The sequence below is a fragment of the Streptomyces sp. 8N706 genome (assembly GCF_052245415.1).
Lineage (GTDB): Bacteria > Actinomycetota > Actinomycetes > Streptomycetales > Streptomycetaceae > Streptomyces.
The window spans coordinates 39,076-52,269 of record NZ_JBQQBW010000009.1; the positions used below are offsets into that span (position 1 = coordinate 39,076).

At 68.2% G+C, this 13,194-nt stretch carries 19 protein-coding genes and 1 tRNA gene; 15 read left to right on the forward strand and 5 right to left on the reverse strand.

What is annotated here, in order from left to right; translation table 11 throughout:
• Nucleotides 1-50 precede the first annotated feature (50 nt).
• The 13 genes from ACTWQE_RS05975 to ACTWQE_RS06035 all read left to right on the forward strand — a co-directional run bounded on the left by ACTWQE_RS05975 (nt 51) and on the right by ACTWQE_RS06035 (nt 8,562).
• On the forward strand, nt 51-395 hold the full coding sequence (locus tag ACTWQE_RS05975) for an SCO3933 family regulatory protein (protein ID WP_398992725.1): 345 nt from the start codon (nt 51-53) through the stop codon (nt 393-395).
• 6 nt (nt 396-401) lie between these two features.
• A complete protein-coding gene (locus ACTWQE_RS05980) occupies nt 402-1,760 on the forward strand; it encodes an FtsK/SpoIIIE domain-containing protein (protein ID WP_443327743.1) in 1,359 nt (452 codons plus the stop codon).
• A gap of 82 nt (nt 1,761-1,842) precedes the next feature.
• Entirely contained in the window at nt 1,843-1,995 is a 153-nt protein-coding gene (locus tag ACTWQE_RS05985; RefSeq protein ID WP_443327744.1) for a hypothetical protein, read from the forward strand.
• 5 nt (nt 1,996-2,000) lie between these two features.
• Nucleotides 2,001-2,177 (forward strand): hypothetical protein, encoded by a 177-nt coding sequence (locus tag ACTWQE_RS05990; RefSeq protein WP_443327745.1) that lies wholly within the window; start codon nt 2,001-2,003, stop codon nt 2,175-2,177.
• Nucleotides 2,178-2,258: 81 nt separating this feature from the next.
• On the forward strand, nt 2,259-2,912 hold the full coding sequence (locus ACTWQE_RS05995) for a DUF2637 domain-containing protein (protein WP_443327746.1): 654 nt from the start codon (nt 2,259-2,261) through the stop codon (nt 2,910-2,912).
• Nucleotides 2,913-2,918: 6 nt separating this feature from the next.
• Nucleotides 2,919-3,113: a hypothetical protein gene (locus ACTWQE_RS06000; RefSeq protein ID WP_307661086.1), complete on the forward strand. Its 195-nt coding sequence runs from the start codon at nt 2,919-2,921 to the stop codon at nt 3,111-3,113.
• 24 nt (nt 3,114-3,137) lie between these two features.
• Nucleotides 3,138-3,446: a hypothetical protein gene (locus ACTWQE_RS06005; protein WP_443327747.1), complete on the forward strand. Its 309-nt coding sequence runs from the start codon at nt 3,138-3,140 to the stop codon at nt 3,444-3,446.
• Nucleotides 3,447-3,534: 88 nt separating this feature from the next.
• Entirely contained in the window at nt 3,535-3,765 is a 231-nt protein-coding gene (locus ACTWQE_RS06010; protein WP_443327748.1) for a hypothetical protein, read from the forward strand.
• Nucleotides 3,762-5,273, forward strand: a complete 1,512-nt coding sequence (locus tag ACTWQE_RS06015) for a DNA cytosine methyltransferase (RefSeq protein WP_443327749.1) — start codon at nt 3,762-3,764, stop codon at nt 5,271-5,273. Before ACTWQE_RS06010 ends, ACTWQE_RS06015 begins: the two co-directional genes overlap by 4 nt.
• Nucleotides 5,273-5,713, forward strand: a complete 441-nt coding sequence (locus ACTWQE_RS06020) for an ASCH domain-containing protein (protein WP_443327750.1) — start codon at nt 5,273-5,275, stop codon at nt 5,711-5,713. Before ACTWQE_RS06015 ends, ACTWQE_RS06020 begins: the two co-directional genes overlap by 1 nt.
• The gene (repSA, locus tag ACTWQE_RS06025) at nt 5,706-7,073 is read left to right on the forward strand and encodes a replication initiator protein RepSA (protein WP_443327751.1); all 1,368 of its coding nucleotides are present in this window, start codon (nt 5,706-5,708) and stop codon (nt 7,071-7,073) included. The genes ACTWQE_RS06020 and repSA overlap by 8 nt, the downstream gene beginning before the upstream one ends.
• A complete protein-coding gene (locus ACTWQE_RS06030; protein ID WP_443327752.1) occupies nt 7,070-7,279 on the forward strand; it encodes an excisionase family DNA-binding protein in 210 nt (69 codons plus the stop codon). Before repSA ends, ACTWQE_RS06030 begins: the two co-directional genes overlap by 4 nt.
• Nucleotides 7,267-8,562 carry a site-specific integrase gene (locus ACTWQE_RS06035; RefSeq protein ID WP_443327753.1) on the forward strand — a complete coding sequence of 432 codons (1,296 nt, stop codon included), beginning with the start codon at nt 7,267-7,269 and terminating at the stop codon, nt 8,560-8,562. Before ACTWQE_RS06030 ends, ACTWQE_RS06035 begins: the two co-directional genes overlap by 13 nt.
• 75 nt (nt 8,563-8,637) lie before the next feature.
• Here the strand turns inward: ACTWQE_RS06035 and ACTWQE_RS06040 are convergent.
• The 5 genes from ACTWQE_RS06040 to ACTWQE_RS06060 all read right to left on the reverse strand — a co-directional run bounded on the left by ACTWQE_RS06040 (nt 8,638) and on the right by ACTWQE_RS06060 (nt 11,443).
• A tRNA-Pro gene (locus tag ACTWQE_RS06040) sits at nt 8,638-8,711 on the reverse strand.
• 106 nt (nt 8,712-8,817) lie between these two features.
• Nucleotides 8,818-8,958: a hypothetical protein gene (locus ACTWQE_RS06045; RefSeq protein WP_443327754.1), complete on the reverse strand. Its 141-nt coding sequence runs from the start codon at nt 8,956-8,958 to the stop codon at nt 8,818-8,820.
• Between the two features lie 40 nt (nt 8,959-8,998).
• Nucleotides 8,999-9,937 (reverse strand): metallophosphoesterase, encoded by a 939-nt coding sequence (locus ACTWQE_RS06050; RefSeq protein WP_443327755.1) that lies wholly within the window; start codon nt 9,935-9,937, stop codon nt 8,999-9,001.
• A gap of 288 nt (nt 9,938-10,225) precedes the next feature.
• A complete protein-coding gene (locus ACTWQE_RS06055; protein WP_443327756.1) occupies nt 10,226-10,696 on the reverse strand; it encodes an NUDIX domain-containing protein in 471 nt (156 codons plus the stop codon).
• Between the two features lie 3 nt (nt 10,697-10,699).
• Complete coding sequence (locus ACTWQE_RS06060) at nt 10,700-11,443, reverse strand: helix-turn-helix domain-containing protein (protein ID WP_443327757.1); 744 nt, start codon at nt 11,441-11,443, stop codon at nt 10,700-10,702.
• A gap of 118 nt (nt 11,444-11,561) precedes the next feature.
• Between ACTWQE_RS06060 and ACTWQE_RS06065 the strand changes: the two genes are divergently transcribed.
• Nucleotides 11,562-11,786, forward strand: coding sequence for a hypothetical protein (locus ACTWQE_RS06065; protein WP_443327758.1), 225 nt, complete (start codon nt 11,562-11,564; stop codon nt 11,784-11,786).
• On the forward strand, nt 11,783-12,028 hold the full coding sequence (locus tag ACTWQE_RS06070; protein ID WP_443327759.1) for a DUF7848 domain-containing protein: 246 nt from the start codon (nt 11,783-11,785) through the stop codon (nt 12,026-12,028). The genes ACTWQE_RS06065 and ACTWQE_RS06070 overlap by 4 nt, the downstream gene beginning before the upstream one ends.
• Nucleotides 12,029-13,194 lie beyond the last annotated feature (1,166 nt).

A 13,194-nucleotide genomic window follows, 5' to 3' on the forward strand; every position in this document is an offset into this window, starting at 1 on the left:
TGCGCCACTTGCCAGTTGGATCAACCCTCCGAGCAAGGAGTAAGACAGACATGCGTCAGATCCCCGTGGACACCGCCGTGATGACGGTGATGCTCATCCAGGCTCCCGAGCCGAAGGTCAAGAACCGGGAGACCGGTGAGGTCGCGAAGGACAAGCAGTCGGGCAAGGTTCTGTACAACGTGAATGTGGCCGTGATCGTGGACGGTCGGCCGGACGCGGTGACGGTCGTGGTTGCCGAGGACGGCATTCAGCCGGACCTGTTCCCCGGTGTGCCGGTGGCTCTGCCCGGTCTGGTGGCCCGCCCGTGGGAGAACGACTTCGGGCACGGCATCAGCTACCGCGCCACCGCTGTGATGGCCGCGCAGGTCCCGGCCGCCGCCAACGGCCAGGGCTGACCCGCCATGTCCGGGGCAACGCTCTTAGTCCTGGTGGTGATAGTCACCGCCCTGCTCCTGGTGGCCCGCGTCAAGGCACCCGCTATGTACTGGACGCTGGTCGGTCTCCCGGCCGCCCTCTACCGGGTCCTGTCCTCCTACCGGGCGACGATGGAAGCCTGCGAACTGACCGTTGCCCCGCCCTGGTGGAAGGTCTTCGCCCACAAGCTGTCGGCCGGCGAGCAGGTGGCCCGTCCCGGAATCCCGAGGATTCGCGGGATCCGTCCCACTAGCACCGGTCTCCGTCTTCGTCTGCGGCTTGCTGCGGGGCTGGCACCAGAAGACGTGGTCAAGTCGGCCGAACGGCTGCGCCACGCCTGGGGCATCTACTCGGTCCACGTCTCCGAGATCAAACCCGGCGTGGTCGACCTGCGCCTGACCGGCTTCGACATCCTCAACCGCGTGCGGATGCCGCGCCGGCTGCCTACCGGACCGCTGTCCGCGACGGTCGCCCTGCGGGAAGACGGCCTGCCCTACGTCCGCAACTACCAGGACATCCCGCACGCCCTCACGCTCGGTGCGAACAAGTCCGGCAAGTCGATGTTCCAGCGCTGCCTGATCAAAGGTCTCGCGCCGCTTGATGTCGCCCTGGTCGGCATCGACTGCAAACGCGGCGTGGAACAGTCGCCCTTCGCCCCCCGGCTGTCGGCGCTCGCTATCACTCCGGATGAGGCCGATGGGTTGCTGGATGCCCTGGTCGTGGAGATGGAAGAGCGCTTCGACCTGCTGTGCCTGCACCAGGGCATCGCCCCGGGCACGGCGCTGGAAGACATTACCTCCGACATCTGGGGCCTGCCGCGGAAGCTGCGCCCGGTGCCGATCGTGGTGCTGATCGATGAGATCGCCGAACTGTTCCTGATCACCTCCAAGGCAGACACGGCCCGCCGGGACCGCATGGTCACCCAGCTCGTACGCCTCGCGCAGCTGGCCCGCGCGGTCGGCATCTACCTCGAGGTGTGCGGGCAGCGCTTCGGCTCCGAACTCGGCAAGGGCGCAACCGCCCTGCGTGCCCAGCTCACCGGCCGCGTGGTGCACCGCTGCAACGACCAGCAGACCGCAGAAATGGGCCTGGGCGACATCAACGAACTCGCCGTCTTCGCCGCAACGAACATCGCCCCCGACCGGGCGGGAACCGCCATCGCCGGCGACTCCTCGGGCGGCTGGTCCCGCATCCGCACCCCCAAGACGACGCTCGGTGAAGTCGCCGCGGTGTGCCGCGAGTTCGCGCACCTCACCCCGCACATCCCCGCCCTGGACCCGTTCCGCCCGCAGACCTCGACCGTCGCACCGGCGGCCGTACCGATCGCGGCTCCCAGCGGCCCGTAGTTCCTCGCTCCACACGGTCGGCGTGACCGTCTCGCGCCAGGTCCCTACCCCCGCCATGCCCGAAACCGAAGGGAGAGAACTCGTGAGCATCATCCCGTTGCCGGAACCCGCACCCAAGCGGCTCGACCCGCTGGAATCCGCGCTGCTCTCCGCGTGGAACAACTCGCCGGACGTCATGGACGACTACCACGACGAAGAGCCCGAGGACCCGTCCGGCTCCGCTCAGGACCAGTGACCGCCGTGACTGCCAAGAAGAACACCACCCGCAAACCGGCTGTAGCCAAGTGCCCCGACTGCGACGGCAAGGGCGAGACCACCGAGACCGTACGCGTCGGCTCCCGCAAGTCCCGCGAGACCGCTGACCGGCAGGCCGCCCTGTGCCTGACCTGCTTCGGCACCGGCCACGCCCCCAACTAATCCCCGCCGGGACCGGGCGGCAGGACCTGTGAGCCCCGCCCGGCCCCGGCCCCAACTCCCTTGTGAAGGAGGTGAAGACCCGTGACCCGCTCGATCCGCCCCGACGCCGTACTGGTGCAAGCCGTGATCGCAGGGGCGCTGTCCTTCGCCCACCTGCACGACATCGCCGCCGCCGCGGGGCAAGACGGCTGGAAAGCCTGGGCCTACCCCATCAGCGTCGACCTGCTGCTGGTCGCGGCCTGGCGAAGACTGCGCATCCTGCGCACCGACGGCGGACCGACTCGTGCCGCGTGGACCTGGTTCACCGTCGCCCTGGCCGCATCCCTCGGCGCCAACGTCGCGACCGCGGGCCTGCTCGACCTGAACGCCGTGCCCGACTGGCTGCGCATCCTGGTGGCCGGCTGGCCCGCCCTCGCCTTCCTCGGCGGCACCCTCCTCGTCCACACCCCCGAGCACCCGCAATCCGAGACGGCTCCCGACACCCAACCGGCCCCGGACGTCGCCGTCATCCGCGACGAACCCGCCCCGGTCCCGGCTCCCGAGCCCGATCCGGTTCCGGCCCTGCCGCCCGCTATCCCGGTGCCCGCTGCCCTCTTGGCGCACGCCCGCAAGATCGCCGAAGCACACCACACCGCCACCGGCAGCCCGATCGACCACGACACGCTGCGCGCCCGCCTCGGCGTCGCCCCGCAGCTCGCCGACGCCATCGCCCACCAACTCACCGGAAAGGACTGACCAGCCGTGAACGTAGAACTGCCCCTGGTCCTCGTAGTCGCCCTCGTCGGCTACTTCGGGATCAAGCTCATGCGCCCGCCCACCTGGCTGATCGTCGTGCTGCTCCTCGGCGGCTTCCTCCTCGCCGACACCTTCCTCGCCCCCGCGATCGAGTCCGGCACCAAGACCGGTGTCGACGTCGTCAACGGCACCACCAAGTGACCTGACCCGGAAGGGAGAACCACCGTGACACGCCCCGACGCACAGCTCCGCGCCGGACACGTGCCGGCCGACCTGATCCCCCCGGGCACCGACCCCCGGTCCGTGGTCATCGTCCACACCACGCCCCGCTCATGGACGGGTCCAGTGGTCTTGATCCTCGTGGCCGCCGCCGGCGTCTCCGGCCTGGTCTACCTCACCACCGTCGCCGTGCTGTCCCTGGTCCAAGTCGCCGCCACCACAGCGGCAGCGATCAAGACGGCCGTTCCCACGCTGATCGGCGGAGGTGGACTGATCACCCTCGCCGTCAAGGTCCCCAAAAAGCCCAGCAAGTGACCGGCCCCCGGAGCGGCTTCAACCACCAAGTTTCGCCCGCTCCGGGAGCCGTGACCCAACCGATCTCACAACCGGAGGGAACTCCATCATGACCCAACCCACACACACCGCCGATCGGATCTGCCCGAACTGCGATGGCTTCCCGTCTGTCGCCGTTACCCTCGGCGGCCGCGACCGTGCCGGACACCTGCGCACCATCACCGCGCACTGCCCGGCCTGCCACGGCACCGGCACCGCACCTGTCTGGCTCGTCACCACGCGCCGCCCGGCTGTCGGCCGGCTCGGTGTGACCTCCTTTGGGCGGGAGGCAGGCCGATGATGCGCCGTTCCGCCACTTCCCGCGCCACCTCGATCCACCTGTTCTGCGGTGCCGGTGGGGACTCCGACGGGTTCCGCCGTGCCGGGTTCGATGTGGTGCTGGGTGCCAATCACTGGGCACGCGCGGTCGAGACGCACGCGGCTAACTTCCCCGAGGCCGAACACCTCTGCGTGGATCTGGACCACTACGACATGCGGCGTCTTCCCAAGGCCCGTGTCCTGGTCGGCTCTCCGATCTGCACCGAGGGCAGCCCCGCCGACGGCATCAGCCGCCCCAAGCCTCCGCCCACCCCCGGCCAGCTGGATCTGTTGGAAGAAGGACCGATCCAGGACGCCGCCTGGGAGCGGACCCGGGCCACGGCCTACGACATCCTGCGCGCTGCCGAGGTCCACAACTTCGACGCTGTCGTGTGCGAGAACGTCCCCCGGTTCGCGACCGCCTGGCCGCTGTTCTCCTGGTGGCTGCACGCCTGGGAAATCCTCGGCTTCCGCCACCAGATCGTCTCCGTCACCGCCGCCCACATCGGCGCCGACGACAACCCGCACGCCCCGCAGTGGCGGGACCGCATCTTCATCATCTTCACCCGCCGCGAGCTGCGGGCACCCAACCTCGATGTCCGCCCGCCCGCCTGGTGCCCGGCCTGCGAGCAGGACGTGCAGGCCGTCCAGTCCTGGCGCAACGGCCGGAAGATCGGCAAGTACCGGCAGCAGTACGACTTCCGCTGCCCCAACACCGTCTGCCGCCACCGGATCACCGAGCCGTACGTACGGCCCGCCGCCAGCGCGATCAACTGGTCGGACCCCGGTATCCGGATCGGCGACCGGCCCACCAAGGGCATGAAACCCCTGGCCGCCTCCACCCTCCGCAAGATCCGCCTCGGGCTGGAAAAGCACCGGGTGCCGTCCGTGGTCACCGTCAACCACAGCGACCAGGGCGACGGCCGCGCGTTCCCTGCTCTGTCTGCTCCGCTGCCCACCCGCACGGTACGGATCGGCGACGGCATCGCCATCCCGCCCCTGCTCGTCCCCGTCGGCGGCAGCTGGAACACGGACGCCGCAGCCGTCACCGTGCCCATGCGCACCCGCACCACCCGCGAGAGTGAAGCACTGCTGCTGCCCGCTCCGTTCATCACCGAGCACCGCGGCGGCGGCTCCACCACCCGGGGAGTCGGTGACCCGCTGGCCGCGATCACCGCCGGAGGCAATCACCACGGTCTCGTCATTCCGTACCGCAGGGGCGGGCCGACCACGACCGGGACGCCGCTGCACACCATCGCCACCCGCGAGTCAGCCGGCTTAGTCCTCGGCGCCGACCCCACCCCGCAGCAGATCGACGTGGAGGACTGCTACTTCCGCATGCTGTCCGCCCGCGAGCACCTGCGCGCCCAGCGCTTCACCGACGACTACACCGTCCTGGGCCATGGGGGAGAGCAGACCAAGCAGGCCGGTAACGCTGTGCCCGCCAACGTCGCCCAGTGGATCGCCTCCGCCTTGCTGGAGGTGCTCTGATGCCCCACACCCCCGAACTGGCCCCCGCGCCCGAGGTCCTGGCGCTGACGCTGTGGCAGCCCTGGGCGAGCGCGATCGCCTACGGAACCAAGCGGATCGAGAACCGCACCTGGCCGACCGAACACCGCGGCCTGGTCCTCATCCATGCCGGACACACGACCGACCCGAACGCCCATGACGCGCCGATGGCCCGGCCGTTCCTGCGCCGTCCCTTCCCGCGGGGCGCGATCGTCGCGGTGGCCCGTCTGGAGGACTGCCACACCGATGACGGCTGGTGCACGCTCTGGTCCGTCCGTGGCCGCTACCACTGGCGACTCACCGACGTGACGCCGCTCGCCGCCCCGCTGTCCTGCCCCGGCGCCCGCGGTCTGTGGCCCCCTCCGCCCGGCCTGCTCGCCGCACCGCTGCTCGCCGACGCGCTGGAGGCGGCCCGTGGCTGACACGCTCGATCCGACCACCCTGGGCGACCTGCTCAGGGTGGCCTCGGCCCCCGACTTCGACCGCTGGCAAGACCAGATCAAAAAGACGGGAGGATGCGCCCAACCCATCCACCTCACCGGCTGGTCCCTGACCCGAGACAAGAACACCGGGCAGGTCCTGCACACCTACTCCACCCAGGACGAGCCCGGCGGCCGGCTCCGGATCGCCTGCGGCAACCGCCGCGCCTCCCGCTGCCAGCCCTGCGCCTACCTCTACGCAGGTGACGCTTACCGCCTGGTGCGCGCGGGCCTGTCCGGCGACGACGCCATGAACATCCCTACCACGGTCCGCGAGCGTCCTCGCGTCTTCACGACGCTGACCGCCCCGTCGTTCGGACGGGTGCACAACATCCCCGACACTGGCCGCTGCCGCTGCGGCACCCGCCACACCGAGGACGATCCCGCGCTCGGCACGGCACTCGACCCCGCGACCTATGACTACGCCGGTGCGGCGCTGTTCAACAACCACGCGGGGGAGTTGTGGCACCGGTTCGTCAACCGGCTCCGCCGTGAACTCGCCGCTGCGGCCGGACTCACGCAGAAGGCGTTTAAAGAGTCGGCCCGGCTGTCGTTCAACAAGGTCGCGGAGTTCCAAAAGCGCGGTGCGATCCACTTCCATGCGGTCATCCGCATCGACGGACCGGAAGGACCCGACAGCACGCCCCCGGCGTGGGCCACCCTCGAACTGCTCACCGACGCGATCCGCGAGGCCCGGAAGCATCCGTACACCACGGTGACCGTGCCAGCAGTCGACGGGCATCCCGCGCGCACGCTGTGCTGGGGCAAGAAACTCGACGTCCGGCCCATCACCGCATTCGACTCGGATGACATCACCGAACAGAAGGTCGCCGCCTACGTCGCCAAGTACGCCACCAAAGCAGCCGAGACCACCGGAACGCTCGACCGCCGCGTCGGCGAACTCGCCGAACTCGACCAGCACCGCGTTCCCGACCACGCACGCCGCCTCATCCGCGCCTGCTGGGACCTCGATCCGTTGTACCCGGACCGCAAGCTGTGGGCCTGGGCGCACATGCTCGGCTTCCGCGGCCACTTCCTCACCAAGTCCCGCCGCTACTCCTCGACCTTCGCCGAACGGCGTCAGGTCCGTGCCGACTACCGCGCCTCCGAGCAACGCCAGGCACTCGGCCTGCCTGAGCCGGAAACGACCCTTGTCCTCGCCGACTGGCGCTACGCCGGCCACGGGCACACCCCCGGCGAATCCGCCCTCGCCGCATCCATCGCCGAAGACATCCGCATCAACCGAGAAACCGCCCGCGAAGCCATGCAAGACCAACGCGCGCTGGAAGGAGCCGCCGCATGACGACAGCAGTGATCCAACGGAAGTGGCACACCACGGCAGAGGTCGCCGAGATGCTCGGCTTCGGCCTCTCCAAAACCAAAATGCTGATTCTCACCGGAGAGATCCGCTCAGTGAAGGAGGGGCGTGACCGCCGCATCCTGCCGCGCTGGGTGGATGAGTACGTGGAGCGCCGCGCCCGTGAGGTCGAAGAAGAGTGGTCAGCGTGAGCGGCAAGCGCGGCAACGGTGAGGGTTCGATCTACCCATACAAGAACGGCTTCGCCGCCTACGCCTGGGTGACCAAGCCGGATGGCAAGCGCGCTCGCAAGTACGTCTATGGCAAGACCCGTGCGGAAGTGCACGACAAGTGGATCAAGCTGCACACAGAAGCCAAGATAGGGCCGGTTGCGACCAGCGCTCCCACCCTGGCGCAGTACCTCACGTACTGGATCAACGAGGTGGTGGAACCCAATCTCCGGCCGTTGACCGCCGCCACATATGAGACTGCCGTCCGCCTGTACATCGTGCCCTTCCTCGGTCCTAAGCGTCTCGACAGGCTGACCGTCCAGGACATGCGAGGCTGGCTGAACAAGCTCGCGGATACCTGTCAGTGCTGTGCACAGGGCAAGGACGCCAAGCGCCCGGATGACAAGCAGCGCTGCTGCGCCAAGGGGAAGTGCTGTCGACAGACCCTCTCCAAGCGCTCTGTCAACGACGCCCGCACCATCCTCCGAAGCGGGCTGACCAACGCCATGGTGGAAGAGCGGATCTCCAAGAACGTGGCCCAGCTCGTCAAGGTCCAGCGGGCTCGCCGCAAGAAGCCGAACCCGTGGTCGGTCGAGGAAGCCTGTGCCTTCTTGGAGAACGCTCAGACCTGGCGTGACAACCTGTACGCCGCGTACGTCCTGGTCCTCGTCCTTGGGCTCCGTAAGGGTGAGGTTATCGGCCTCACCTGGTCAGATGTGAACCCCGACGCGGGTGAGCTGCGCATTCAGCACCAGCTGCAGCGGGTCCGCCGGCGCCTGCTTCACACGGACACGGCCAAAACCGAGGCGTCCGAGGCCGTGCTGCCGCTGCCGGATATCTGCCTGACCGCGCTGCGGCTCCGACAGAAGGCGCAGGCAGCAGCGAGGACCCTGGCAGGGGACCTGTGGACAGACTCGGACCTCGTTTTCACGACGCGGTACGGCACCCCGATCGAGCCACGGAACTTCACCCGGGAGTTCAACCGCCGCTGTGATCGCGCCGGTGCCCGCCTCATCCGTGTGCACGACACTCGCCACACCTGTGCGTCGCTGCTGGCCGCACTCGATGTGCACCCTCGGATCGCGATGCAGATCCTTCGGCACTCGGAAATCGCGGTCACGATGGAGGTCTACACCCACGTGCCGTCTGCGGATACTCGGCGGGCGCTCCGCAAGCTCGGCAAGGCGCTCGGTGGCAAGCAAGGGAAGAAAGGCAAGGACAAGCCGAAGCAGCAGCCAGACGCCGACGATCAACAGGAGTCGTAGCGGTTGCTGTATTCCGCTGCTGTACAAACACTCAGAGGCCCTACCCGGATCCCCGGATAGGGCCTCTGACCTGTGTCGGGGTGGCGGGATTTGAACCCACGACCTCTTCGTCCCGAACGAAGCGCGCTGCCAAGCTGCGCTACACCCCGAAGCAACGAGCTCTACTTTAGCGGACCCGTCGCCGCAGACGAAATCCGGTTAAGGGGCCGCAACAGGTGCGGGGCCGGCTCTGAGGTGCGGTGAGGAGGCGGTCGCCTAGCGGGCAGACCGGGGGTCGGCGGTGTTGAGGAAGGCCGGCACGGCTGTTCCGGTGAGGCCCGGGGCAGGTGCGTACGAGCTCTGGATGCGGCCGGGGAGACCTCGGCGCGCGTCGGGCGTGACCACCGTCACAGTCATCGGGGCGGCCGTGGCGGTTCAGGCCGGCCCCGCGGCGTGATCAGTCCCGCGGCGTCAGGGTCAGCAGCGTCGCCTCCGGGGGGCAGGCGAAGCGCACCGGGGTGTAGCGGTTGGTGCCGCACCCGGCCGAGACATGGAGGTACGAGGTGTGGCCCTCCGCACGGTGCGTCGACAGGCCCTTGACCCGCTTCGTGTCCAGGTCGCAGTTGGTGACCAGGGCCCCGTGGAAGGGGATGCAGAGCTGGCCGCCATGGGTGTGCCCGGCGAGGATCAGCGGGTAACGGTCCGCGGTGAAGGCGTCGAGGACGCGCAGGTACGGGGCGTGCACCAGGGCGAGGGAGAGGTCGGCGTCCTCCGCGGGGCCGCCGGCGACCTCCGCGTACCGGTCCCGCTTGATGTGGGGGTCGTCCAGGCCGGTCAGGGCGACCTCGATGCTGTCGAGGCCGCCGAGCTTGAGCCGGCCCCGGCTGTTCGAGAGGCCGACCCATCCTGCCGCGTCGAACCCGTCGCGCAGACGCTCCCACGGGTTGCGCTCGACGCCGATCGCGGGGTCGTTCTTGCCGTTGAGACCGTGATGGCCGCGGGCCTTCTCCAGCAGATAGCGCCCCGGATTGCGCAGCCTGGGCGCGTAGTAGTCGTTCGAGCCGAAGACATACGCTCCCGGGAACTCCAGCAGCGGGCCGAGCGCGTCGAGTACCTCCGGGATGCCCTCCTTGTCGGAGAGGTTGTCACCGGTGTTGACGACGACGTCGGGGCGCAGCCCCGCGAGGGACTGCAACCACCGCTGCTTTTTGCGCTGCCCGCGGACCATGTGGATGTCGGAGACCTGGAGTACGCGCAGCGGCCGCATTCCGCGCGGCAGCATGGGCACGGTGACCCGGCGGAGCCGGAACGAGTGGGCCTCGAAGCCCGCGGCGTAGCCGATGCCCGCCGCGCCGACTGCCGTGATTCCGAGAGGTACTGCGTATCGCGCGCGCATGGCTCCCATCGTCGCAGACGGCGCCGCCAACGGGCAGTCCGGGCGGGCCGTGCGGGGAGTGGGGGAGTGGGACGCGCAGCGCCGAGGAGCCGCACGGGCGCAGCGCCAGGTAATGCGGTGGGCGCCGTATCCCGCCTCCTGGCAGACTCGACCGCATGACCATTGTCAAGCCTGCTTCGCACACCTCATTTTTGTTGATCATGGACAGCGCGATCGTGTTTGGTGAGCGCTGTGGGCACGTTTCCCCAGGTCAGGTGCCATGTGTGCGCCTGGACGGCCATTCGAGGGTCAGCCGAGATAGGGCTTCTCGCGACGCTCCAGGAAGTGTCGGATACGGAGCTGCTGCGTGTGGTGCATGGGCAGCGTGTCCAGCTCCTCCGGTGGGATGAACCGCAGCTCCGTGGACTCGTGAGAGATCGCGAGCTGGCCGCCGACTACGCGCGCGGTGAAGCAGACATTGAACTGCCGCCGGACCTCGCCGTCGGTGTAAGCGATGACGTGGCGAGGGTCGGTGTAGGTGCCCACAAGACCGGTGATCTCTACGTCCAGACCCGTCTCCTCCTTGACCTCCCGGACGGCGGTGCCCGGCAGGGAGTCGGTCATCTCCATGCCGCCACCGGGTAGTGCCCAGAGGTCGTTGTCCCGGCGGCGTTGGAGGAGGATGCGCCCCTCCTCGTCGGTGACGACGGCCGAAGCGGCCACCACGAGACTGTTTGGTTCGGGGGAGTCGGGGTCGTCGTAGTACTCGGTCCGTGCCATAGGTCACTCTTCCCGTACCGGCGTGGCTGTCGCCCATACTGGGTCGAAGCTGTTGGCGTAGGTGTCGAAGATCCCACCGGAGCTGTTGCGGCGGAGATGCCAGACCGGGGACCCGTACGCGTTCACGCCCCATACATGGGCATTGGCCAGCAGCTGGTCATCCGCTCGGTAGATGGAGTTGTAGAGCGTCGTGCCATGGGTCCGGATCTCAATCCCAGGTACGTCGACCAGAGGCTGGTAGTGCATGAGGGCGAGACGGCAGCGGGACTCGATGCCGTGGCCGAACCGTTCCTCCTGGCCGCGCTGCTGAACATTCCCACTGTCGGCGTCGCCCACAGCGATCCTCACCGCGCATCCCTTTGCGGCTCGCTCCCGAAGAAGGTCATTGAGGCGGGGATACGCCTCGTGCAGGAAGACGGCTGCGTACACCAGCACGTCGATGCGCTCCCGTGCTTGCGCCAGCAAGTCGACGAACACGGACACCGGGACGTCGGCGCGCTGTTCGTACAGAGCCACCAGTTCGGGACTCACAGCGCGTGCCGAGCGAGCCTGGCGCAGAGCTGGCCAAAGAGCGTGCACGTCTTCTCCTAACGTCTCTGCCGCCAGCAAGGCTGTCGCGCGGCGGGGCGTTCGGCCGAGATTGACCCACCGCTCAACGGACTTGGGGTCCACCTGTGCCTTCGCTGCGAGGGCGGCATGGGTCCACCCTCCGGCTGCCATAGCGGCTCGTAGCCTCTCGTTCCCCATCGCAGTCTCTCCATGGGAGTCGGGACGTTGGTAGGGACGTTGTACCCCTTCCGGGACGTCCCAAAGTGGGCTTTGGACGAGGTACCCCCGTCCCGGGGACCGGCGTGATCCTCGCTGCATGAGCGACAAGGGAGCCCCGGAAGTGGGCACGCTGGCGCTGGATGCCAAGAGCGGCCGAGTGGGCCGGGTGATGGATCGCCAAGGCCCTTACGTACAGCTGAGACCCCCGCAGGGCGGTACCGAGTGGGAGGCCCTCGCCGCGGACGTGCGACGCGCCGATGCCAACGAGCAACTGCGCGCTCGCGTAGCCGAGATCAACGCCAACAGTCGGGGGCTTCTGTGACGCGTGCTGCCTTCCGCTACGTCCACTGGACCATGGGGCGAGAGACGGCACCGGAAGCCCCAGAGATGGTGCATGAGATGGAGTGCACCACATGCAACGCCGAGTCCGGCGCGCAGGACGACTTCGAGGCGGCGCGTGACTGGGCGTTCGCGCACACAGGAGGCAATCCCTCGCATCGGGGCTACCGCGAGATCGTGACGAGATTCTGGCGCATGACCCCGGAGGGCGGGGGAGGCACGTGAGGCAACGCATATTCAGCCTGCTGATCATCACCTTCTGGGCCGCGCTCATGGTGCCGTTGGCGATGCTCGGTGACCCCTCTGCCTGCTGAGCGAAGACATGTGAAAGACCGGACCACCCCTCGCCTGGACAGCATCCGGGGTGATCCGGTTGAGAGCCCTCGCGGACCCCGGTGCCGATGGTACCGGGGCCGCTGTCATGCCTGGTCGCTGGCAGTCTCAGGTCACGGTGCCCAACCTCGCTTGGAGGAAGGGAAGTTCAGTGCAGGGCGATCCGATGGGTCCTGACTTCGACGGCGAAGGCCTGGAACCGGACAGCTGGATGTGGGTGCGTGGGGTGGACTACGTGGCGGGCTGGCGGGAAGCACAGGATGCAGCCACGGGGCTGGCGGACGCGTTGGCTGCTGTGGGAGTGGATACGACAGGGATGACGGCTCGGGCGGACACCAACTCTGATGGTGATGGAGTAGTCCGCTTGCGGCTGTCGGCGGCCATGGTGCGAGAGGTAGTGCGGTTGGTGCGCGACGATCCGACGGGATGCCGGCGTCTGCATTGATCGGTTGCCGGAAGGTCTGGCTGACACCAACCAGAACGGCGTCGGTCGGTGGCTCGTCGCGAGGTGGGGCTGTGGGCGCTTAGCTTGGCTGCTGCGGCATACCGACTCCGGGCACGCACCGGGCACGGGTACCGGAAGAATGGCGGCTGTGAATGACACAGTCTCCGTGGCCCTGATTACCTCCGTGTCCACACTGACTGCTGCTGGGCTGGCAGGTGTGGTCTCGGCCTGGGTAACCAGTAGACAACTGAGACATCAGGATGACCTGGCGCGTGAGGAACGGGCTGAGCGGCGGGCGATAGACCATCGGGAGATGCGTCGTGAGGCGTACGAGCGGTTCCTGTCTCAGTCCGACGCGGCTTACCGAGTCCTGGACGATGGGTGGTTTGCCCGACCGTTCACGGAATCACCTCGGTGGGAAGCAGGATTCAGTGCGCGCCGTGCCCTGGATGAGGCATACATCCGGGTCTCGCTCATGGGCCCTGAAGACGTCGCAGAGCGGGGAACCGAAGTGGTCCGCAGCATAGGCGATGAGTTTCGGTTGCACGCGCGCATCGTGAGCTCCCACTCGAGTACTACGAGCAGTGCTGCCGAACTCGAACCTTCAGCCCGC